This window comes from Mycolicibacterium sp. Y3 (assembly GCF_051188035.1).
Classification (GTDB): Bacteria; Actinomycetota; Actinomycetes; order Mycobacteriales; family Mycobacteriaceae; genus Mycobacterium; species Mycobacterium fluoranthenivorans.
This window is the reverse complement of the sequence record NZ_JAVQLT010000001.1, coordinates 841,483-862,811: the sequence shown is the minus strand read 5'-3', so window position 1 is coordinate 862,811 and position 21,329 is coordinate 841,483. Positions and strand designations below refer to the sequence as shown.

23 protein-coding genes and 3 pseudogenes are annotated in these 21,329 nt (G+C 68.0%); 11 read left to right on the top strand and 15 right to left on the bottom strand.

The window, feature by feature from the left end; translation table 11 throughout:
• The first annotated feature begins 58 nt into the window (after positions 1-58).
• On the top strand, positions 59-268 hold the full coding sequence (locus QN239_RS04200) for a three-helix bundle dimerization domain-containing protein (protein ID WP_499008302.1): 210 nt from the start codon (positions 59-61) through the stop codon (positions 266-268).
• On the opposite strand, the gene QN239_RS04195 is transcribed toward QN239_RS04200, so the two are convergent.
• Positions 239-703 carry a GatB/YqeY domain-containing protein gene (locus tag QN239_RS04195; RefSeq protein WP_499008301.1) on the bottom strand — a complete coding sequence of 155 codons (465 nt, stop codon included), beginning with the start codon at positions 701-703 and terminating at the stop codon, positions 239-241. The two genes, QN239_RS04200 and QN239_RS04195, sit on opposite strands and share 30 nt — an antisense overlap.
• Before the next feature lie 81 nt (positions 704-784).
• Here QN239_RS04195 and QN239_RS04190 point away from each other — a divergent pair, with 81 nt between their 5' ends.
• From QN239_RS04190 to QN239_RS04170, 5 genes are read left to right on the top strand one after another with little or no spacing between them, the layout of a single operon-like run.
• A complete protein-coding gene (locus QN239_RS04190; protein WP_499016571.1) occupies positions 785-1,900 on the top strand; it encodes a glycerophosphodiester phosphodiesterase family protein in 1,116 nt (371 codons plus the stop codon).
• Position 1,901: 1 nt separating this feature from the next.
• The gene (locus QN239_RS04185; RefSeq protein ID WP_499008300.1) at positions 1,902-2,549 is read left to right on the top strand and encodes a DUF4129 domain-containing protein; all 648 of its coding nucleotides are present in this window, start codon (positions 1,902-1,904) and stop codon (positions 2,547-2,549) included.
• Positions 2,546-3,685 (top strand): DUF4350 domain-containing protein, encoded by a 1,140-nt coding sequence (locus QN239_RS04180; RefSeq protein ID WP_499008299.1) that lies wholly within the window; start codon positions 2,546-2,548, stop codon positions 3,683-3,685. The genes QN239_RS04185 and QN239_RS04180 overlap by 4 nt, the downstream gene beginning before the upstream one ends.
• Positions 3,682-4,644, top strand: coding sequence for an AAA family ATPase (locus QN239_RS04175; RefSeq protein WP_499008298.1), 963 nt, complete (start codon positions 3,682-3,684; stop codon positions 4,642-4,644). Before QN239_RS04180 ends, QN239_RS04175 begins: the two co-directional genes overlap by 4 nt.
• Positions 4,644-5,966: a DUF58 domain-containing protein gene (locus tag QN239_RS04170; RefSeq protein WP_499008297.1), complete on the top strand. Its 1,323-nt coding sequence runs from the start codon at positions 4,644-4,646 to the stop codon at positions 5,964-5,966. Before QN239_RS04175 ends, QN239_RS04170 begins: the two co-directional genes overlap by 1 nt.
• Here QN239_RS04170 and QN239_RS04165 read toward each other — a convergent pair.
• Both QN239_RS04165 and QN239_RS04160 read right to left on the bottom strand, forming a co-directional pair.
• Positions 5,963-6,133 carry a hypothetical protein gene (locus QN239_RS04165; protein ID WP_499008296.1) on the bottom strand — a complete coding sequence of 57 codons (171 nt, stop codon included), beginning with the start codon at positions 6,131-6,133 and terminating at the stop codon, positions 5,963-5,965. The genes QN239_RS04170 and QN239_RS04165 overlap by 4 nt on opposite strands.
• A gap of 115 nt (positions 6,134-6,248) precedes the next feature.
• The gene (locus QN239_RS04160; protein ID WP_499008295.1) at positions 6,249-7,241 is read right to left on the bottom strand and encodes a stage II sporulation protein M; all 993 of its coding nucleotides are present in this window, start codon (positions 7,239-7,241) and stop codon (positions 6,249-6,251) included.
• Between the two features lie 28 nt (positions 7,242-7,269).
• Here QN239_RS04160 and QN239_RS04155 point away from each other — a divergent pair, with 28 nt between their 5' ends.
• From QN239_RS04155 to lfrA, 3 genes are read left to right on the top strand one after another with little or no spacing between them, the layout of a single operon-like run.
• Complete coding sequence (locus QN239_RS04155) at positions 7,270-8,121, top strand: RDD family protein (RefSeq protein WP_499008294.1); 852 nt, start codon at positions 7,270-7,272, stop codon at positions 8,119-8,121.
• Positions 8,122-8,174: 53 nt separating this feature from the next.
• Positions 8,175-8,756: a TetR/AcrR family transcriptional regulator gene (locus QN239_RS04150; RefSeq protein WP_235633133.1), complete on the top strand. Its 582-nt coding sequence runs from the start codon at positions 8,175-8,177 to the stop codon at positions 8,754-8,756.
• A gap of 9 nt (positions 8,757-8,765) precedes the next feature.
• Positions 8,766-10,322: an efflux MFS transporter LfrA gene (lfrA, locus tag QN239_RS04145; RefSeq protein WP_499008293.1), complete on the top strand. Its 1,557-nt coding sequence runs from the start codon at positions 8,766-8,768 to the stop codon at positions 10,320-10,322.
• On the opposite strand, the gene QN239_RS04140 is transcribed toward lfrA, so the two are convergent.
• From QN239_RS04140 to QN239_RS04110, 7 genes and pseudogenes are all read right to left on the bottom strand, one after another.
• Positions 10,270-10,731, bottom strand: coding sequence for an anthrone oxygenase family protein (locus QN239_RS04140; protein ID WP_499008292.1), 462 nt, complete (start codon positions 10,729-10,731; stop codon positions 10,270-10,272). The genes lfrA and QN239_RS04140 overlap by 53 nt on opposite strands.
• 82 nt (positions 10,732-10,813) lie before the next feature.
• A pseudogene (locus QN239_RS04135) lies at positions 10,814-11,047 on the bottom strand (hypothetical protein); the annotation flags it as partial.
• Between the two features lie 71 nt (positions 11,048-11,118).
• Complete coding sequence (locus tag QN239_RS04130; RefSeq protein ID WP_499016568.1) at positions 11,119-12,363, bottom strand: transposase; 1,245 nt, start codon at positions 12,361-12,363, stop codon at positions 11,119-11,121.
• Positions 12,364-12,450: 87 nt separating this feature from the next.
• A pseudogene (locus tag QN239_RS04125) lies at positions 12,451-12,729 on the bottom strand (transposase); the annotation flags it as partial.
• A 117-nt stretch (positions 12,730-12,846) separates the two neighbouring features.
• Positions 12,847-13,842 (bottom strand): annotated as a pseudogene (locus QN239_RS04120) (HNH endonuclease signature motif containing protein); the annotation flags it as partial.
• Positions 13,843-13,878: 36 nt separating this feature from the next.
• Positions 13,879-14,625 (bottom strand): DAPG hydrolase family protein, encoded by a 747-nt coding sequence (locus QN239_RS04115; protein WP_499008291.1) that lies wholly within the window; start codon positions 14,623-14,625, stop codon positions 13,879-13,881.
• A 1-nt stretch (position 14,626) separates the two neighbouring features.
• Entirely contained in the window at positions 14,627-15,967 is a 1,341-nt protein-coding gene (locus QN239_RS04110) for an FAD-binding oxidoreductase (RefSeq protein WP_499008290.1), read from the bottom strand.
• 65 nt (positions 15,968-16,032) lie between these two features.
• Between QN239_RS04110 and QN239_RS04105 the strand changes: the two genes are divergently transcribed.
• Positions 16,033-16,683 carry an IclR family transcriptional regulator gene (locus QN239_RS04105; protein ID WP_499008289.1) on the top strand — a complete coding sequence of 217 codons (651 nt, stop codon included), beginning with the start codon at positions 16,033-16,035 and terminating at the stop codon, positions 16,681-16,683.
• A 148-nt stretch (positions 16,684-16,831) separates the two neighbouring features.
• The gene (locus tag QN239_RS04100; protein WP_499008288.1) at positions 16,832-17,506 is read left to right on the top strand and encodes a Crp/Fnr family transcriptional regulator; all 675 of its coding nucleotides are present in this window, start codon (positions 16,832-16,834) and stop codon (positions 17,504-17,506) included.
• A 16-nt stretch (positions 17,507-17,522) separates the two neighbouring features.
• Here the strand turns inward: QN239_RS04100 and QN239_RS04095 are convergent, their stop codons facing one another.
• The 5 genes from QN239_RS04095 to QN239_RS04075 are packed head-to-tail and all read right to left on the bottom strand — an operon-like array spanning position 17,523 to position 21,320.
• A complete protein-coding gene (locus QN239_RS04095) occupies positions 17,523-18,170 on the bottom strand; it encodes an O-methyltransferase (RefSeq protein ID WP_499008287.1) in 648 nt (215 codons plus the stop codon).
• Entirely contained in the window at positions 18,170-18,658 is a 489-nt protein-coding gene (locus QN239_RS04090; RefSeq protein WP_499016566.1) for a TIGR04338 family metallohydrolase, read from the bottom strand. The genes QN239_RS04095 and QN239_RS04090 overlap by 1 nt, the downstream gene beginning before the upstream one ends.
• A 7-nt stretch (positions 18,659-18,665) precedes the next feature.
• The gene (locus QN239_RS04085) at positions 18,666-19,406 is read right to left on the bottom strand and encodes a DUF2786 domain-containing protein (protein ID WP_090359037.1); all 741 of its coding nucleotides are present in this window, start codon (positions 19,404-19,406) and stop codon (positions 18,666-18,668) included.
• A 31-nt stretch (positions 19,407-19,437) separates the two neighbouring features.
• Positions 19,438-20,484: an alpha/beta hydrolase family protein gene (locus QN239_RS04080; RefSeq protein ID WP_499008286.1), complete on the bottom strand. Its 1,047-nt coding sequence runs from the start codon at positions 20,482-20,484 to the stop codon at positions 19,438-19,440.
• Positions 20,481-21,320, bottom strand: coding sequence for an alpha/beta hydrolase (locus QN239_RS04075; RefSeq protein WP_167155409.1), 840 nt, complete (start codon positions 21,318-21,320; stop codon positions 20,481-20,483). Before QN239_RS04075 ends, QN239_RS04080 begins: the two co-directional genes overlap by 4 nt.
• Between the last annotated feature and the right edge of the window lie 9 nt (positions 21,321-21,329).

Below are 21,329 nucleotides of genomic sequence, written 5' to 3'. Positions count from 1 at the left end.
CGTCCACGGCGGTGTCATCCGATTGACCGACTCAAGATCATCTTTCAGACTGGTGAGCGTGGGTAGACGCACGGAACAAGATCAGGTGAACGACGTGGAAACGCGGCTACGCGAGAAGTTTCCCAGCCTGCCGTCCGAACACGTGACCGCCGTGGTCGCCGACGCCCACAAGCACTTCGTCACCAGCACTGTGCGCGACTACATCGCCCTGCTGGTCGAGCGCCGCGCCGTGGCGAACCTACAGCCGCGCTTTGACGGCCGCGGATAGCCGCGACCCGTCCGCTTTGCCCGCCGCGATCACCGTGGCCGCCTTCATGACCTGTCCCATCTTGCGTATGCCGGGCCGCTCCCCGAGTTCCTCGGCGATCTGCGCGATCGCGGTGTCGACGACGTCGGCGAGTTCGGCCTCGGTCAACGGGGTCGGCAGGTACTCGTCGATCACCCGGGCTTCGGCGTGTTCGTTGGCCGCGAGTTCACCGCGGCCGTTCTGGGTGTAGATCTCCGCTGCCTCGGCGCGCTTCCTGGCCTCGCGCGCAAGCACCTTGAGCACCTCGTCATCGGACAGCTCCCGAGTCTGCTTGCCGGACACCTCCTCGGCACCGATGGCGGCGATCACCATGCGCAGGGTGGCCGTCCGCAGCTTGTCCTGAGATTTCATCGCCGCGGTCAGGTCTGCGCGCAGCCGGTCCTTGAGTTCCGCCATGGCCCAGACGCTACGCCTGCCGACTCCCCCGCCGTACGGGATACGTTGTCAATGACACGACTCGCCGACAGGATGGTGGCCATGCACAGCGACTGGGGCGAGGGAAGCGACGGGGCAGTGCCATACCCGTCGTATCCGCCACCCGGGTACGGCCACCCCGGCTACCCACCGCCGGGTTACGGGCCGCCGGGTTACGGCCCACCGGCCTACGGCGCACCGCCAGACCTCAAACCGGGCATCATCGCGCTGCGCCCGCTCAACCTGTCCGATATCTTCAACGGCGCCTTCGCCTATGTCAGGGCAAACCCGAAGGCCACCCTCGGACTGACCACCATCGTGGTGGTCATCGCCCAACTCTTCGCGCTGGTGCTGCAGATCTCCCCACTCATCGCCGGCGGCGGGCTGGACTCGACGTATACCGGTGAAGACGCGCCCGCCACGGCCCTCATCGGTCCCACGCTGGGGAGCATGGCCGGCGTCATCGCCACCTGGGTGTCGGGCATCGTGCTGAGCGGATTGCTCACCGTCATCGTGGGCCGCGCCGTGTTCGGCTCCGGGATCACCATCGGGGCGGCCTGGCAGCGGCTGCGCGGCCGCATCTGGGCGTTGCTCGGATTCACCGTCCTGGAAGGACTGGGCGCGGTGCTGCTCATCGCGGTCGTCGTCGGGATCACCCTCACCGCGGTCCTCATCCGCGACGGCGCCGCCGGCTTCCTCGTCGGCATCCCGCTCACACTCGGGCTGGTCGTCCTCATGGTGTATCTGGGCACCATGCTGGGTTTCGTCCCGACACTCATCGTGCTGGAGCGCCTGCCGATCATCGCCGCGATCCGGCGCTCGTTCGCCTTGATCCGCAACGACTTCTGGCGGGTGTTCGGCATCCGGCTGCTGGCCACCATGGTCGCGGGCATGATCGCCGTCGCGGTCGCCGTGCCGTTCAGCATCGGCGGCCAGGTCCTCATCTTCGCCTCAGACACCTCCACCACCGCGGTGCTGGGGCTGGTACTCGTCGCCGTCGGCGGGGCCATCGGGCAGATCCTCACCGCCCCCTTCACTGCCGGCGTCGTCGTACTGCAGTACACCGACCGCCGTATGCGCGCCGAAGCCTTCGATCTGGTCCTGCGGACCGGCGCCCTCGCCGGTCCCGTCGCACCCGCGGACAGCACCGACTACCTGTGGCTGACCCGCCAACCCTGACGTGTCCGGACTCGAAATCGACAGTGACGCCGCCCACGACGCGGCGCAACGCGAGCTGAGCAAGCCGATCTATCCCAAGCCATCACTGACCGATCAGCTGTGGACCTGGCTCGACGATCTGATCTACCGGATATTCAGCGCGGGGTCATCGGTCCCCGGCGGCTGGATCACCATCGGCCTGTTCGCCCTGGTGCTCGTCATCGCGGCCGTCGTGGCGGTGCGGATTGCCATGCGCACCATGCGAACCCGCCGCAGCGGTGAGACCGCGCTGTTCGACGGCCACGAACTCGATTCGGCCGAGCACCGCGCACTGGCCGAACGGTCTGCCGCGCAAGGTGATTGGGCATTGGCCATCCGACACCGGCTGCGTGCGGTCGCGCGCAGGCTGGAAGAGACCGCAGTGCTGACTCCGGCGCCGGGACGCACCGCAACCGAACTCGCCCGCGATGCCGCCCTGCCACTGCCCGACCTCAAAGACGAATTGCGGCGCGCTGCCGAGATTTTCAACGACGTCACCTACGGTGCCCGACCCGCCACCGAGGCGGGTTACCGGGCGATCGCCGACCTCGACGATCACCTGCACCGCGCCGTCGTCACGCATGGCGACACCCCGAGCACCACGCCCGACGACTGGGCGCCGCTCCGATGACGACTCACAGCTCACCACGCGTTGCGGTAACCCAGTGGCGTACCGCGCGCTGGATCGCCCTGGCCGTGGCCGCCGTCGTCGCGGTCGCGGCACTGACCACCTTCCTCACCGCGCCCCGGCCGGGCGGCCTGATGGAGGCCGACTCCACCTCCTCCGACGGTGCCCACGCGCTGGTGACGTTGCTCGGCGACCACGGAGTGGAGGTGATCGTGGCCGACGACCTGGACGCGGTGGTCCGCGCCGCCCGGCCCGACACCCTCCTCGTCGTGGCCCAGACGTACTTCCTCTATGGCGAGGACACCTTGACCACGCTGGCGAGCCTGCCCGGCGACCGTCTGGTGGTGGCCCCCACCGCCGGGACCCGGGAACGGCTGGCACCCGGGGTCCGCCGCGACGGTGCGACCCCCTTCGGCGGGCGGCCCGGATGCGACCTACCGGAGGCGATGCGCTCCGGTGCAGCCGATCTCGGCGTGAGCGATACCTTCAAGGCCGCCGCCGACGACGTCCCGGTCACCACCTGCTACGACGGCGCCCTGGTCCGCTACACCGAAGCGGGGCGCACGGTCACCGTCGTCGGCAGCAACGATTTCATGACCAATGCGGGTCTGCTCGGGAAGGGCAATGCCGCGCTGGCCATGAATCTGGCGGGCGCCCGCGACCGGGTCATCTGGTATGCCCCCCAGCGCACCGAGGGCACCACCGAGGGCGCGCGCACCATCGCCGACTTGATCCCGGAGCAGGTGTACTGGGCTGTCCTGCAGTTGTGCCTTGCCGTGGTGCTGATCGCCTGGTGGCGCGGTCGGCGCCTCGGGCCTCTGGTGGCCGAGAGACTACCCGTGGTGGTGCGCGCCTCGGAGACCGTCGAGGGCCGCGCCCGGCTATACCGGTCCCGGCGAGCCAGGGACCGGGCGGCGGCGGCGCTGCGTACGGCGACGCTGGCCCGCCTGCTGCCCCGGCTGGGCCTGGGCACGTCGGCAACCGACTCCGCCGTCACCGAGGCGGTCGCGCAGCGCGTATCCCTGGATCCGAATACCTTGGCGTACAGCCTTTTCGGGCCGTCTCCGACATCCGATACCGAATTACATCAGCTCGCCCACCAGCTCGACGATATCGAAAGGCAGGTCGCACAGTCGTGAGTCAGCCCTCCCCCCAGGATGCCGCCCGCGACGCCCTGCTGGCATTGCGGAACGAGATCTCCAAGGCAGTCGTCGGCCAGGAGGCCGTGGTCAGTGGCCTGGTGATCGCCCTGCTCTGCCGGGGACATGTGCTGCTGGAAGGTGTACCCGGCGTGGCCAAGACGCTCCTGGTACGCACCCTGGCGGCGGCCCTGCAACTGGAGTTCAAGCGGGTACAGTTCACCCCCGATCTGATGCCCGGCGACGTCACGGGGTCACTGGTCTACGACGCACGCACCGCCGAGTTCGAGTTCCGGGCCGGTCCGGTGTTCACCAATCTGCTGCTGGCCGACGAGATCAACCGCACACCTCCCAAGACCCAGGCCGCGTTGCTGGAGGCGATGGAGGAGCGTCAGGTCAGCGTCGACGGTGAACCGCGGCCGCTACCAGACCCGTTCATCGTCGCCGCCACCCAGAACCCGATCGAATACGAGGGCACCTACCAGCTACCGGAGGCGCAGCTCGATCGCTTCCTGCTCAAACTCAACGTGCCACTGCCCCCACGCGATCAGGAGGTCGCGATCCTGGAGCGACATGCGCGCGGCTTCGACCCTCGCGATCTGTCGGCGGTGCGCCCGGTCGCCGGTCCGGCAGAACTGGCTGCCGGCCGCGACGGGGTGCGCCAGGTGCTGGTGGCCGGCGAGGTACTCGGTTATATCGTCGATATCGTCGGCGCCACCCGGCAGTCGCCGTCACTGCAGTTGGGTGTCTCCCCGCGCGGCGCGACGGCGCTGCTGGCGACGGCGCGGTCGTGGGCCTGGTTGTCCGGCCGCAACTACGTCACCCCCGATGATGTGAAGGCCATGGCCCGGCCCACGCTGAGGCACCGGATCGCCCTGCGACCCGAGGCCGAGTTGGAGGGGGCCAGCCCGGACGGTGTACTTGACGGCATCCTTGCCAGTGTGGCGGTACCCCGCTAGTGGTGCTGACCGGCCGCACCGGCCTGATCGCCGCGATCGGCGCCCTGCCGGTCCTGCTATCCCCTTGGCCCACGGTGACTTTCGTCGTCATCGCGGTCATGCTGGCCGGTGCGGTGGCGATCGACGTGGTGCTGGCCGCTAGCACCCGGGCGGTGGAGCTGAACCGGTCGGGGGATACCGCGGCGCGCCTCGGTCAGCCGGTACAGACCGAACTGGAGGTCTACAACCATGGCGGCCGACGGCTGCGGGGCCTGATCCGCGATGCCTGGCCGCCGAGCGCGTGCGCACACCCCCGCGAGCACGCAGTGGATATTCCTGCCGGACAACGTGTTCGCGTGGTCACCACCTTGGCACCGGTGCGTCGCGGCGACCAGCGCAGCGCCCACGTCACGGTGCGATCTATGGGTCCACTCGGACTGGCCGGCCGGCAGCGCACCCACCCCACGAGTGGGACGGTGCGCATCCTACCGCCGTTCCTGTCCCGCAAACACCTTCCGTCGCGGCTGGCGAAGCTGCGTGAACTCGACGGTATAGTGCCGGCGCTGATCCGGGGTCAGGGCACCGAATTCGACTCGCTGCGTGAATACGTCGTCGGCGACGACGTGCGCTCGATCGACTGGCGGGCCACCGCGCGCCGCGCCGATGTGGTGGTCCGGACGTGGCGTCCGGAGCGGGACCGCCGGGTGGTCATCGTGCTCGACACCGGCCGGACCTCGGCCGGGCGCATCGGCGTCGACCCCACCTCCGCGGATCCCCACGGCTGGCCCCGGCTGGACTGGTCGATGGATGCCGCGCTCCTGTTGTCCGCACTCGCCTCCCGCGCCGGTGACCACGTGGATTTCCTTGCCCACGATCGCATTTTGCGGGCGGCGGTGTTCAACGCCGCACGTACCGACCTTCTCGCGAAGCTGGTCGAAGCCATGGCACCGCTGGAGCCGGCGTTGGTGGAATCCGATGCCACCGCAACCGTTTCCGCGGTGCAACGCCGCGTCCGGCGCCGTGCCCTGGTGGTGCTGCTCACCGACCTCAACGCCTCCGCCCTCGACGAGGGTCTGATGGCGGTGTTGCCTCAATTGGCCAACCGGCACCATGTGCTCATCGCCGCGGTGTCCGACCCCCGGGTCGACCAGTTGGCCGCCGGGCGAGCCGACGCCGCACAGGTCTACGACGCCGCGGCCGCCGAACGGTCCCGCAACGATCGCCACGAGATCGCCACGCGGTTGCGTCGGCACGGTGTCGATGTCATCGACACCGTGCCTGAGGAGTTGGCGCCGGCCCTGGCCGACCGATACCTGGCCATGAAGGCCACCGGTCGCCTCTAGAACGCTTGGTCGATGAAGCCGTTGGTGGTGCTGACCTCGTCGTGGTTGTCCACGCTGTAGGTGGGGCCGACCGGGGTGCCGACGGCGGCCTGGGCGGGAACGGCCAAGCCCAGAACGGCAGCCGTCATGCCGGTGGCAATCACAGTGGCGAATCCGAACTTCTTCATGTCGATCATCTTCTTCGGTAGTCGTTTTGTCGCTTCTACCGAACTGAACCTGCTGGTCGGCGGCCTCATTCCGGCCGGGCAGGAAATGCGCCATGGTTGGCAGTCCCACAGCGTTCTAACCGGTGGGCAGCACATCGGGTGCCTCGTCGGCATCGCCTGACTCGCCCGCGCGGACCGCCTTGCGCCCGAAATGGACGATGTAGGTGAGGAAGACGATCTCGGCGGCGACACCGATCCCGATGCGCAGGAAGGTCGGCAGCGGCGACGGCGTCACCAGCGCCTCGATCAGCCCGGAGATCAGCAGCACCACCACCAATCCCACGGCTACCGCCACCACGGCGCGGCCCTGCTCGGCCAGCACCTGTCCGCGCGGCCGATCCCCCGGCGCGATCACCGTCCAGCCCAGCCGCATCCCGACCGCCGCGGCCAAGAACACCGCCGTCAGCTCGAGGAGGCCATGCGGAATCAGCAGCCCCAACAACACGTCTGCCTTGCCGGCACCGAACATCAAGCCGCCCGACACCCCCACGTTGAGCGCGTTCTGGAACAGCACATAGGGGATCGGAATCCCCAGCAGGATGGCGAAGCCGATGCACTGCGCGGCCACCCACGAGTTGTTCACCCACACCTGCAGGCCGAAGGACCCCGCCGGGTTCTCGCTGTAGTACGCCGCGAAGTCGTGGTTGATCAGCTGCTCGAGCTCGGCGGGCGTCCCGATCGAGGCCCGGACCTCCGGACTGCCCGCCACCCATGCGCCGATGACCACCGCAACGACGAAGAACGCCACCGCGGTGCCCAGCCACCACCGCCACGAGCGGTAGGCCACCACCGGGAAGGACACCGTCCAGAAGCGAATCAGCTCGCTCCACAGCGGCGCATGCGCGCCGGTGACCACCGAGCGGGCCCGCGCCACCAGACCCGACAGCCTGCCGATCAGCACCGGATCAGCCGATGAGCTGCGCACCATCGACAGATGGGTGGACACCCGCTGATACAGGTCGACCAGCTCGTCGACCTCGGCGCCGGTCAGCGCGCGGTGTCGGGTGAGCAGAAGCTCCAACCGGTCCCAGGACGCGCGGTGGGCCAGCACAAACGCGTCGACATCCACCCCCGCAACCCTAGTAGCGTTAACCGGCATGGTCTCGCAGCCGGAACCGTTGGTGACAGGCGATGCGGTGGTGCTCGATGTGTCGATCGCCCAACTGCCGGTGCGCGCTGCGGCGGCGCTCATCGACCTCACCGTGATGATGATCGGCTACATCCTGGGCGTCACACTGTGGGCGCTGACGCTGGGTGAGTTCGACTCGGCTCTCTCGGCGGCGGTCCTGATCCTCTTCACGGTGCTGATGCTGCTCGGCTATCCGGTGGTGTTCGAGACCGCGACCCGAGGTCGTTCCCTGGGCAAGATGGCCCTGGGCCTGCGCGTGGTGTCCGATGACGGCGGTCCGGAACGATTGCGCCAGGCCATTTTCCGGGCGCTGGCCGGCGTCATCGAGATCTTCATGTTCACCGGCGCGCCGGCGGTCCTCTGCAGCATGATGTCGTCCAAGGCCAAGCGGATCGGGGATGTGTTCGCCGGCACGATGGTGATCAGCGAGCGCGCACCGAAGCTGAGTCCACCCCCGCCGATGCCGCCCACGCTGGCCTGGTGGGCGGGCTCGCTGCAGTTGTCCGGGCTGGCTCCTGCGCAGGCGGATATGGCACGACAGTTCCTGTCCCGCGCGGCACAACTGGACCCGCGGATGCGCGCGCAGATGGCGCACCGCATCGCCGGAGAGGTGACGGCCCGTATCGCACCCCCGCCACCGCCGGGGACGCCACCCGAACTGGTGCTGGCCGCGGTACTGGCGGAGCGACACCGCCGCGAGCTCGACCGGCTGCACGTCTCACGTCCCACCTCCGGTCCGCCTGCCTGGACACCGCCCGTGACGTCCCCACCGCCTCCTGCGACACCGCCTGCCGGCAGCGGGTTCGCGGCGCCCCAGTAACAAAACGGGACAGCAATGTCCCATTTTGGATCAAAACTGCTATATTTTGCTTCATGAGTATGCCCAACTGGACCGATAACGCGGCCGCCAGCGGCCCGCGGGGGCGGACCCGGCGGGCCATCATCGATGCCGCCATCGCGGTGATCGCCGCCAACCCGGCCGCCACGCTCAGCGACATCGCCGAGGCCGCAGGCGTCGGGCGAAGCACCTTGCACCGGCATTTCTCCGAGCGCAGCGACCTGATGCGCGCGGTCGCCCTGCACGTGCACGAGGTGAGTACCGCGGCCATCGCCGCCGCCGACCCAGCTTGCGGGCCGGTCGATGCGGCATTGCGCCGCGTGGTGGAAAGCCAGCTCGACCTGGGCCCGATCGTGCTCTACATCTACACCGACCCGGCCCTGCTGGCCGATCCTGAACTGGCCGCCCACCTCGACACCGGGGACGAGGCCATCGCGGAGGTACTGGCCCGCGCGGCCGCCGACGGACCCGTGTATCCCCCCGGCTGGTCCCGCCGGGTGTTCTGGGCACTGCTGCTGACCGGCTATGACGCCATCAGACAGGACGGTATCCCCCGACACCAGGTCGTCGACGCGATCATGTCCAGCCTCACTCAAGGCACCATCACCTCTCGTTAAGGAAGTTCCATGTCCACCCGGCTCGATGCGGACGCATCGGCAAGCAACACGACCCCGACCACCCCCAAACGCGCCTGGATCGCGCTGGCAGTTCTCGCCCTGCCGGTCTTGCTGATCGCGATCGACAACACGGTGCTGGCGTTCGCGCTACCCATGATCGCCGAGGATTTCCGGCCTGCGGCATCCACCCAGTTGTGGATCGTCGACGTGTATTCCCTTGTGCTGGCCGCACTTCTGGTCGCGATGGGCAGTCTCGGTGACCGGCTGGGCCGGCGCAAACTGCTGCTGATCGGCGCGAGTGGCTTCATGGTGGTCTCCGCCGCTGCGGCCTTCGCGCCCAGCGCCGAGATGCTGGTGCTGGCCCGCGCTGTGCTCGGCGTGTTCGGCGCCATGCTGATGCCCTCGACGCTGTCGTTGATCCGCAACATCTTCACCGAGGCCTCCGCGCGCCGACTGGCGATCGCTATCTGGGCCTCCTGTTTCACCGCGGGAACCACGCTGGGCCCCATCGTGGGTGGCGCCCTGCTGCAGCACTTCCATTGGGGTGCGGTCTTTCTGGTGGCCGTGCCCGTCCTGCTCCCGCTGGTGGTGCTGGCGCCCAAGCTCGTCCCGGAATCGCGTGACCCGAATCCGGGCCCGCTGGATCTGACCAGCGTGGCGCTGTCGTTCGTCGCCATGCTGCCGTTGGTGTGGGCCATCAAGACCGCTGCGCATGACGGCCTGTCGGCCGCCGCGGTGGGTGCGTTCGCCCTGGGCATCACCGCGGGCGTGCTGTTCGTGCGACGGCAGAACCGCAGTGCCACACCGATGCTGGACATGGAACTGTTCCGGTACGGCCCGTTCACCTCGTCGGTGTTGGCCAACTTCCTGTCCATCGTCGGCCTGATCGGGTTCATGTTCTTCACCTCGCAGCACCTGCAACTGGTGCTGGGGCTGAGTCCACTGGCCGCGGGCCTGGTGACGCTGCCGGGTGCAGTCGTCTCGATGATGGCGGGCATGGGTGTGGTACGGGCCGCGAAGCGGTTCACGCCGCAGACGCTGATGATCGTCGGCCTGATCTTCGTGGCACTGGGCTTTACCCTGATCCTGTTCTTCCGGCATGACCTGACGGTCGCGGCGGTCATCGCGTCCTTCGTGGTGCTGGAGTTCGGCGTGGGTGTCTCCCAGACGGTGTCCAACGACACCATCGTGGCGTCGGTTCCGGCTGCCAAAGCCGGTGCGGCATCGGCGGTGTCGGAGACCGCATACGAACTGGGCGCGGTGGTCGGCGCCGCGACGCTGGGCACCATCTTCACCGCGTTCTACCGCTCCAATGTGGTGGTGCCGAGCGGATTGACTCCTGAGCAGGCCGGTGGGGCCGGCGAGAGTATCGGTGGCGCAACATCGGTGGCCGCCGAACTGCCCGCTGGTCTGGCCGAGCGGCTACTCGATTCCGCCCGTACGGCTTTCGACTCGGGCATCGCGCCGACCGCGGCCATCGCCATCGTGCTGACGCTGACCGCGGCGGCCATTGTCAGCGTGTCGTTCCGCCGGTCCACAGCAGCGCCGCTCCCAGCAGAGCGGTGACGGTGCGGGCGTGGTTCCACGCCGTCCACGGACCGAGGTAGGTTTGCCAATCCAGCCCACCGTCGAGCTTGTCGTTCAGCGGAACGTTGAACGCGATGGTGATGAGGGCAGGCAGGACGGCCAGGGCGGCACCTGCGACCAGGTACCCGCTGCCCGGCCGCCCCCACTGCATGATCGCGAGGACTCCGAGCACCATCGCCAGCAGCGTGGTGCCGAAGAACAACGCCAGGAAGGGCGCGTTGGCCTGGGCTTCAGCGTTGACACCGCGCATGGCGGTGGCGGCATCGGCGGCTCCGGTCCGGTCCAGGCCGGGCATCACGAAGCTGGAGAACGCGTAGAAGATGCCGCCGACGGCAGCGCTGCCGATCGTGGTGGCGGCGGCGAGCAGGGCGACTGGGGTGTGTGACATGCGCCCAAGTCAACGACGCCAAGCCCAGACGATCTATGGCTGAAGATCTCATCTTTATACGTGATCGTCTCGATGAATCGACCTAGTTCGCCGTCGGTGGTGGTGGTTCGAAGGGTTGGTACCACCACCATTGGGCGCGTTCGCCGGTCGGTCCGGGGTAGGGCGGGACCGACGGTGGTGCTGTGGTGGGTGGGCGGGCCAGGGCTCCGCCGTCGAGTTTTCGGCCGTCGGTGTCGGTGGCGACCAGCCGCTCTGCCGGGCCGGTGAGGGTGAGGCCGCCGCGGTGATGCAGCCGGTGGTGGAACGGGCACAGCAGAGGGTGTCGCACGAATTGGTGGTGTGAGTCGGTGGTGGCGTGCGGCTGCGGGTCCGCTGTGCGGTTTGTACTCAGGCGGGGATTGCGCGCTGAAGTTTGAGCATGTTGTGGACCGTGCAGATCAGGCGCCACTCACTGTGCACTCCGGCGTGTCCGCGGAGGGAGAACCTGCGGAATCCGAGGTTGGCTTTTATGTTGCCGAAGACGGGTTCGATGCTGACGCCGCGCCTGCGGTAAAGCGCGGCGTTATCAGGATGGGATAGCTTGTCGTTCATCATGTTTCGAGCAATCGTTGGGTCGATGCCTTCGCCTCGGACATGTGCGAGCATCGATTTGACACGCGTGACCGAGACGTCGAGTTGGTCACGGGCGGCGCGCATCGAGATCTCGCCGGCTGCGACGCGTTCGATGACCGGAATCCACTGCGCGGGTTCGGGTTCGGCGCTGCGCGTGATGCGCTGTCCATCACGGCCGAAGTAGCGCTTGGTCATGTCCCGCAACCAGGTGTAGGAGACGCCGAGAATCGCACCGGCCTGACGTTGAGACAGCTCACCGCGATTGACCCTTGCCAGCACCGCCAACTTGTCATCGCCGGGTTTGTCGGCCTTGCGCCACGAGGGCTTTCGCGTCGCGATCAGCACGTCGGCACCGACGTCGGTGGTGCCGTTGGCACTGGTCCAGTAACCCGCATCGGCCACGATGGTGCCCGCACCATCGCGGTGCCCGGCCTTGATGAGATTATCGATCGCCGCAGTGGCCATCGGCACGAAGTGAGGCTGATCGTTGGTGGTGTTGCTGATCTCGGCGGCCACCACAATGTGTCCCGTCGTCGCAGCTGCTTGCGCGTTATAGCCCTGCAGCACGCCTCTGGAGGCGTGCGGGATGATCCGCGAATCCGGATCAGTCGTGTTCGCCCGCCGCGGGCGCGATCGCCGCGCCGCTTCAGCGCTGGGTTTGGGCCCGGTCAGCGAGCGGCCCAGCTCGGCTTCCTTGCGCGAACGATCAGCCATCCGAGCCTCGAAATCCCGCGCCTTCTGCGATTGGAGTTCCTCAAGAGCAGCCCGGATCCGCGAACGTCGATCCCGACCGCCAGCCCATCCCGCCGGCATCCGCCTGAGCTGGTCATTATCGCCGCGCTCGTCTTCGGCGGCATCGACCTGCTCGGCTTCGGCCAAGATTTGTTCGGCCACACGACCAGCCGCCACGGCAGCGTCCTGCGCCACAGATCCGCCAAGTTCGGCGGTGAGAGCGTCCTGATCACGATTGGCCAAGAACGAGGCATTGGCAGCGATCTTCGTCCCGTCGATCGCCACCACGCCGGCATCGACGAGACCAGCGTCCACGCACAGGCCCAGGACCTGCCCGAACAGAGCCGCTATAGCGTCCTGGTGGCGCCGGCGGAACCGCGCCAACGTGGCGTGATCAGGCCGCTGATTGGCCGCGACAACCCGCACAGCGACATCCTCGACCAGTCGGCGCTCAATCCGACGCGAAGACCGTTCCCCGGTGCAATAGGCATACAACAGGACCGACAGCATCATCGCCGGGTCATACACCGACCCGCCCCTACCATCGACGCGATACGCCGCATAAAACGCGCTCAGATCCAGCTCAGCGACGACGTCGAGGACGAAAAACGCCAGATGATCCTCAGGAAGCCACTCCCGCACCGAGGGCGGCATCATCAACAACTGATCGACATCGCCGGCACGCACATTGACAGACACCTCGAATCATCGCACGCAGCAGTAACTTTCACCCGAAATGACACGAACAAAAGCACCTCACACCACCAATTCGTGCGACACCCTCAGCAAGACCAGGTTGTCGAGGTTGGTGGGGCCGCCGTCTTCCCAATGCTGGAGGTGGTGGGTGTGCAGTCCGCGGGTGGCGGCGCAGCCCGGCACGACGCAGCAGCGGTCGCGGTGCTCCAGTGCCCGGCGCAGTCGGCGGCTGATGGTGCGGGTGGTCCGGCCGGCGCCGATCGGTTGGCCGTGGCGTTCGAACCAGACTTCGCAGGTGGCATCACAGAGCAAGTAGCGGCGTTCGCCCTCGGAGAGGACCGGGCCCAGGTGCAGTGCGGCGGCGGGCATGTCGATATCGAGATGCACCACCACGGTGGTGTGCTGGCCGTGCGGGCGGCGGGCCACGTCGGAATCCCAGCCGGCCTCAACCAGGCTCATCAACGCATCCACCCGCGTCGGGAACGCTTCACCGGCGTCGCCCTTGGCTTCGGCGATCAGCGCATCGTGATGAGACTGCAGCGCGGCATCGAACTTCGCAGCCTCCAGCCGCGGCAGCCGAATCCGATAAGTCGTGTACCGCTCCCCGGTGGAGGTTTTCGTGACCTCCGGTCCTGATTCGGGCGGTGTCTCGGGATCGGGTCGCGGTTCCATCGTGACCGCGGTGCGCAACTGGCTGACCGTGGCCACCGCAGCGAGTTCGGCGTAATGCGCATCGGAGCCGGCGGCGGCGCGTTCGGCGATCACCCCGACCTGATCCAACGACAGCCGCCCCTCGCACAGGGCTTCGGTGCAACGCGGAAACTCCTGCAACCGCCGAGCCACCGCCACCACAGTCTCGGCATTACGCGGGGCGACCCCGGTCTTCCACGCCACCAACGCCGACATCGAACGCACGCCGGTCAAACCGGCGAGCTCCTCGCGCTCCAACTCGGCCACGATCTGCACCAGGCGCCCATCGATCGCATTGCGCTGCCCGCACAACTCGGCGATCTCCTCGAACAACACCTCCAGCCGCTGTCCGGCGGCCAAAGATGTTGCGGTACTGGACATGACACCATCATCGCAGAGGGGTACGACAAATGAGCGCTACCGGCACCGTCCGTACAGCTCCGGCAGAAAGCCGGCCAGATGGTTCATCTCCTGTGCGCAATGCACCAGCAGGTCGCGCGGATCGGGGAGCTGCCGGGCTGCGATCGGACGCAAGGCTCGGTCAGCCAACGCCATCCCGCCGCGCAGCGCCACATGCCTGCCGCCCATCCAGAACCGCGAGCGCATCTCCGCACCCTCGGCGGTCGGCCTGACCTGATGCACCAGCCAGCCGATGTCCACCGGAATGTCAGCCGAACCCAGTCGCGCGGTGATGGCCAAACCGGTGTGCCCCAATACCGACGGATCGACGAACTGTATTGCGCCTCTGGTGAATCCCGATCCGATGTACTCGTGCACGATCGACGTGCGCCCGAGATAGGTCGGGTCATCGCGACCGTCGAGCCAGCGCGCCGAGACATGCGCACGCGGATGCCACAGCTTGTACCGCCGGGCGTCGCAGCCATGCCAGCCGAACCACCACTGCCACATCGGCGGCGTCACACCGGGCATATCGGTGCGCACGGCCACCGTGAAGCCGCCGTCACCGACGGTGCCATAACCGTTCTCGGTCTGCTGATAGCCCTGCTTTGCGAGCCGATCCTCGAAATCGGGTAACACCGGACCGGCCTGCGGGCCGTGCTCGAGGGCGTGCACCACATGACGGGGTAGCGGCGCCATCTCCGGACGGAAGAAGGACCCGAACTCCGTCTCGGCGTCGTCGCCCCGGTAACCGAGATAGCCCATCTCAGACCCGGCCCATCCAACTGTGGAAACGACCCTGCGGATCATATTGGGCGCGAATGGCATCGAGGCGCGCCATGCTCGCATCGGTGGCGAACCGCGCCGGTCGCTGACCCAGATTCTCGTCCGCCAACTGCACCCCGGTCGCCAGGTGCGCCATCTCCGCCATGTTCGTACGGGCCCAGTCGCCGTATCGAGTGTCGTCGGCCGGGTCGGACCAGGCGGTGTAGAGCGCAAGATAGATCTCGTCCTCCAGGCTGTAGGCCATGTCCTGGCGGGCGGGTGAGGGTCCCCAGTTCAGCCAGAGGAAATGCGAGGGATGCGGCGGCATGGTCTCGATGATCCGGCGGATGCCCGGCAGCAGTTCGGTCGCCGGGGCGGACGTCCACATGTTGTCCGTGGCGTAGCGGTGCCCGGACGGGTAGTTGCTCATCACCGCCTCGAACCAGCTGGGCAGATCCGCCGGGGCGAACGGGACGGCGACCAGCGCATCGTCGCGCACCGGGCAGGAATCGAGCAGCGCCAGAGCGGCTTTGGCGTCCTCCTCGGTATCGGCGAACACCGGTGAGGCGAGCACGATACCCGGGGCGCGCAGTCCGACGCCGGGGATCTCGGACGAGGTCACGATCTGCAGTTCCACGCGCCGGTCCACGTCGGCACTGATCGCCCGCGCCCAGCCGAACACCTCGTCGGCGGTCTCGATCGGGTACACGTAAAGGCTGCTACCGCACACCGGGGGCAACGGATAGAGCCGCAGGTGGAAGGCCGTCACCACCCCGAAGAAGCCGGGACCCGACCCCCTTGCCGCCCAATAGAGTTCGGGATGATGCCGGGCGTCGCAGTACACCTGCTCCCCGTCGGCGGTCACCACCTCCAAGCCCAGCACGCTCTCGCAGGCCGGGCCCACCACCCGGCTGTTCCAGCCGTAACCGCCTTGCAGCAGATACCCGCCGACCGCCACCCCGCGGCAGTGCCCGGCGGGGAAGAACAGGCCCCGCTCGGCGAGCTCGACGGCCAGCACACTGCCACCTTTGCCCGGTCCGACGACGGCCGTCATGGCCGACTCGTCGACCACGCACGAGTCGAGCCGGCTGACGTCGAGCAGCAGACCGCCGTCACGGACATGGTTGGCCGCCCAACTATGCCCACCCGACCGAATACCCACCAACACGTCGTGCGCGGCCGCGAAGCGCACCGCCGCGACCACATCGGCGACATCGGCCGCCTGCACGATGACGTCCGGAAAGCGCTGCGGCAGGCGTGCATTCCACACCGTCGCCCGGCGGGCGGGCTCATACCCGTCGTCGCCGCGGAAGAAGTGCCGTCCGTCGGGGAGGGCGCTCATGATCACTCCTCAGATTCACAATGCGGCTCGTTGTAGTCCACAATGCGGGTCACTATAGTGAGCGGATGCCCGCAGCGGAACAGAATCGCGAAGACGGAATTCAGGTCCTACGACGGGCCGCCGCAGCGCTCGACGAGATCGCGAACGAGCCCGGCCGGTTACGTCAGGTGGACCTGGAGAACCGGCTGGGCCTGGCGAAATCCACGGTCCGACGGATCCTGCTGGCCCTCACCGATATCGGTTATGCCGCCGTGGACGAGGCAGGCAGGTTCAGCCTGGGCGACCGCCTCGTCGGCCTCGCCGGATCCGACAGCGCCCACCTCGTCGCCGCTTTCCGTCCCACCCTGCAGCGCATCGCCGACGCCACGGGCGAAACCGTCGATCTCTCGATGCTGCGCGGACGCGAGATGTGGTTCATCGACCAGATCGAATCGGGTCACCGGCTTCGTGCGGTATCTGCCGTCGGCGTGCGCTTTCCGATCGACGGAACCGCCAACGGCAAGGCCGCCAAAGCGGTACTGGAGGGTGCTGCCGCCGAGGTGCAGTTCGATCTGGACGAGCACACCCCGGGCATCTCCGCGGCGGGGATAGCCGGCTGGACGCCCGGCGGGCAGGTCGTGGCGATCTCGGTGCCGGCACCCAGCGACCGGTTCCGGGCCAACCGATCCGTGATCGTCAAGGCGCTGCGGGCCGCCCGCGCACCGTTTCAGCACTGACGCGGCGCTCCTGACGCGGAGCCTCCGGCAACGTCCGTGCCGCAGCTCGCCCGTCCTGCGCCCACCGATTACGGACCCCATATCTCCTGTAATGTGAGGTCGAGCAGTGGCCCACAACACATATCGAGATGCACGGAAAGAGTCTTCAGTGAACGAGGTTCTCGCGCGGTCCGGCATCTTCCAGGGGGTTGCTCCCGATGCTGCCGCCGCCCTGATCGCGCAGTTACAGCAAGTCTCATTCCCCCGCGGGCACGCCGTGTTCGTCGAAGGCGAGCCCGGCGATCGGTTGTACATCATCACCGAGGGCAAGGTGAAGATCGGACGCCGTACGGCAGACGGCCGGGAAAGCCTGATCACGGTGATGGGGCCGGCAGACATGTTCGGTGAGCTCGCGCTGTTCGACCCGGGGCCGCGCACCTCCACGGTGACCACCCTGACCGAGGTGAAAGCCGTCACGATGGACAGGGAAGCCCTGCACGCCTGGGTGATGGGTCGCCCCGAGATCGCCGAGCAACTGCTGCGCGTCCTGGCCCGCCGGCTGCGCCGCACCAACAGCGCGCTCTCCGACCTGATCTTCACCGATGTGCCCGGCCGAGTGGCCAAGCAGCTGCTCGATATCGCCAAGCGGTTCGGCCGGCCGGAGGGCAACGTCCTGCATGTCACCCACGAGCTGACCCAGGAGGAGTTGGCTCAGCTCGTCGGCGCATCGCGCGAAACGGTCAACAAGGCCCTCTCGGACTTCGCGCAGCGCGGCTGGATCAAGTTGCAGGGCAAGACGATCCTGATCTACGACTCGGCCCGGTTGGCCCAGCGCGCGAAATGACGCCACGCCGCCACCGCTAAGTCACCACAGCGACGGCGAAACCGTCCCAGCCCTTCGTGCCGACAGTTTGGATCGCCGCGGTGTCCAACCGGGGATGGCGGCCCATCAAGGCCAACATGTCGCGTACGGCGCGCGCCTGGACATCCGAGGGTTCCGGTTCCAGGACGCGGCCCATCCGGGTGACATTGTCGACGACGATGACCGCGCCCGGTGCGGCGAGCCGGACGGCCCACTCGACGTAGGCGCTGTTGTTCTCCTTGTCGGCGTCGATGAAGAACAGGTCGAACGGACCCTGCAACGTCGGCAGGGTGTCCAGCGCCGCACCGACGATCACCTCGACCCGGTCCGCAACCCCGGCGCGCTCGAAGTTCTTTCGCGCGACCTCGGCGTGCCGCGGATCGAACTCCAGCGTGACGACCCGCCCGTCCGGGCCCACACCGCGGGCCAGACAGATCGTGGAATACCCGGCCAGCGTGCCGATTTCGAGCACACGCCGAGCCCCGGCGATCCGCGCCAGCAACTGCAGCAGGTGACCGTGCTGCGCGGACACCTCGATGGCCGGCATGGACTCCAGGGCCGCGGACTCACGCGCCGCGCGCAACGCCTCGTCCTCGGTCTGCAACAACTCACCGAACAAGGCGTCGACCGCCACCGGATCTGCCATCACTGCACCCCTTCTTTCGCATAGAGCACTCGCAGTACATGCTGCACCTCGGGTCCCATCACCACACCGGCCAGCTCACCCATCGTCGTGACGAATTCCCGGCCGTGTGGCGTGCCGTCGGGGCACAGATGGTGGGCGAGCTCGTGTAGCACCACGAGTTCCCGCAGCGCCCAGGTGGTGTGCTGATCCGGAACCGCCATGGTCGCGGTGTCGGCCTCATAGTGCGCGGCCGTCAGTCCCCGTCTGGCCCGGACCGTGACCGGGCCGGCACCGGGCCACCTCTCCCGGACCACGGGCATGGCCAGCACGTCGTCGACGTACCGGCGCACCGAATCAAGCGAGCCGAACCGGCCCTCCGGAGGCAGCGTCAGCGCGGTGCCGAAGAAGTCCACCGAACCGTTGCCGCGCTGGGCGGCACGGTCGAACATCGTGCGGATAAATCCTTCGGCGGCATACACTTTCGCGCGCTGGACATCCCGCGCGGTCACGGCGACGTCATGGCGACAAAGGGGTCCGGGCACCGGGCAACTCCTGGCTGGGCCCCAGCCGGGCCCGCTTCCCGGCGCGGTCACCGGCGCGCCGGGCCGCCGACGAGTAACCCGACGAGGCGCTGCTGGCCCGCCAGGTGCCGCGTGCCGAGGAGCTCTGCCGGTAGAACGATTTCAGTTCGAGATCCTTGTTACGCAAGGCCAGCGCCGTCCCCGGCCGGTCCTGCCGATCGGCTTCACGCTCGGCCTCGGCCTTGGCCTCGGCCAGCCGCTGCCCCACCCGGGCGCCGAAGGCCAGCTGGAAGTTCAGCCGGGCGGTGATGGTCGGTGTCGGCCGGTGCTCGCCCGAGCCGATATAGGCCTCGGATGCCTTGACCATCTGGGTCACCAGGCTGGCGTAGAGCGCATGGGTGGCGTCGATATCCTCGGCGAACCCGTAGGCGTGGACATAGGTCGAGTTGGTGGCGACATCGCATTTCAGATCGTTGGCCAGCCCGATCACCACGAACAGCTGCACGTACGTGCGCAGCCCGCGGGTGCCGGCCGACCCGATGGTGATGGTGCGCTGCTCGGGTAATTGCGCCTTGGTGCGCTGCGCCGAGTGGGCCCGGGCCAGCGCCAGGTCGATCGAGGTCGCCGTGGCCAGGCGCTGCGCGGCCGTCATGAACGCCTCGGCCTCATGCGGATTGTCGGTGCCCTCGGCCTGGCGCAGCAGGGCCGCGATCCGGGCCAGCATCTTGTCGCTCATGGTCGCCAGGTTAACGCTCCAGTCCGACAGCCTATTTCGTGATGAAGGTGTTCAGCGCGTCGGTCAATTGGGGGGATAATGGCGCCTTCTTGGCGTAGTTGGCCACATTGTCGGTCGGGTCGTCGCGCAGCACGTGGTTGACCCCCTTGAGCGCCACCACCGTCAGGGCGGTGTGCTTGAGCGCGCCGATCAGGCCCTGCTCCGCCGGGCAACTGGCCTGATTGTCGGCGTCCGAGCAGGTCAGCAGCACGGGCGTGATCGCGGGGATCTTCGCGGCCAGGGCCACCGGATCGATCGAGTCGGCCTCGACCACGGCCTTCACGTTCTTGGCGTTGAGAATCGCCGACAGGCCCTCGGGCAGGGTGTCCGGCGCGGTGCCCTGCGTCCGGGCTTGGGCCACCGCGGCATTCCAGGCCGCCACCACGGCGTCGGCCTGTGCCCTGGTCTTGGCCCCCGAGCTCACCGCGGCGTCGACGTCCGCGTGAACCCGGCCGGTGATGATGTCCAGATAGCGGGCCGACAGCGGCTGGAACAGACCCAGCGCGTGGATCTTGGGCGCGTCCGGTGCGGTGTCGGTGGCCAGATTCATCGCGTGAATGGTGCCCTCGCCCAACGCATATACCGACAGATGCGCCGCGTCGACGCCGGGCCGGGCGGCCAGGAACCTGATCGCCGCGCGGGCCCCGGCGGTGTAGACGGCGCTGCCGACCTCGGCCGGGTGGTCCTTGAACTTGCCCAGACCGGTCTTGCCGGTGCCGACCTTGTCGTAGCGCAGGGTGGCGATGCCATGGTCGGACAGATACTCGGCGAGCTGGCGCATGTTGCCCACCGGGCCGGCCACCGCGTTGTCGCCGTTGCGGTCGGTCTGGCCGCTCTCGGAGATCAGCAGCGCCGCGGGTCCCGGGGTGTTCTGATGGCGGAACGTGCCGTGGATCGTCAGTCCGTCGGCGTCGAAGCTGATGTCCTCGTCGACCCAGCCCGTAGGCGGCTGTGGGCTCTCGGCCGGGGTCCTGGCCTCCGACGAGCAGCCGGCGACCACCAACGCCAGCGTGGCCAGCAGCAGCAGGGCCCGTCTCACAGCCTGGTCTCGATCCAGGTGGTCACGTCATCGAGCACGAGAGCGCGCTCGGGTTCGTTGAACACCTCGTGGTAGAGCTCGGGATACACCTTGAGGTTGACGTCCTCCGATGCCACGCACTCCACCAGCCGCTCGCTACCCGTCACCGGGATCAACTTGTCCTGACCGCCGTGCACCACGAGCAGGGGCGCGGTCAGCGCGGAGGCCCGCTGCGGCATGCTCTCGCCCACGCCGATCAGGGCCTTGGCGATACCGGCGGGCAGGTTGCCGTGATGGACCAGCGGGTCGGCCTCGTAGGCCGCCACCACCTGCGGGTCGCGCGAGACGGCGTCGGCGGGCAGGTTCTCCACCGGCAGCCCGGGCAGCAGACTTCCGACCACCTTGGCCACCACCGTCATCACCGGGGACACCGCTTCCTGGGCGTAGACCGCCGGCCCGGACAGCACCATCGCCGCGTAATCGTCAGGGTGTTCGACGCCGTAGGAGAAGACCACGCCGCCGCCCATGCTGTGGCCGAGCACCACCCGTTTCAGGTCGGGGTGCGCCGCGGTCGCCAAGCCGACGAGATGGTGGAAATCGTCGGTGTACTCCGAGATGTCCTTGAGGTAGACCCGCTTGCCGCCGGACCGGCCGTGCCCGCGCAGATCGAGGGCATAGGTGATCAGCCCTGCCTCGCCGAACCGCTGTGCGACGTGGTCGTAGCGGCGGGCGTGCTCGGCGTAGCCGTGGCAGAGCACGACGATCCCGTTCGCCTCGGTGGACGGCGTCCAGACGTCGTAGACGATGCGGGTGCCTGCGACACCGTCGAAGCTGCGTTCACTGCGGGTAGTCGCCACCCGACGAGC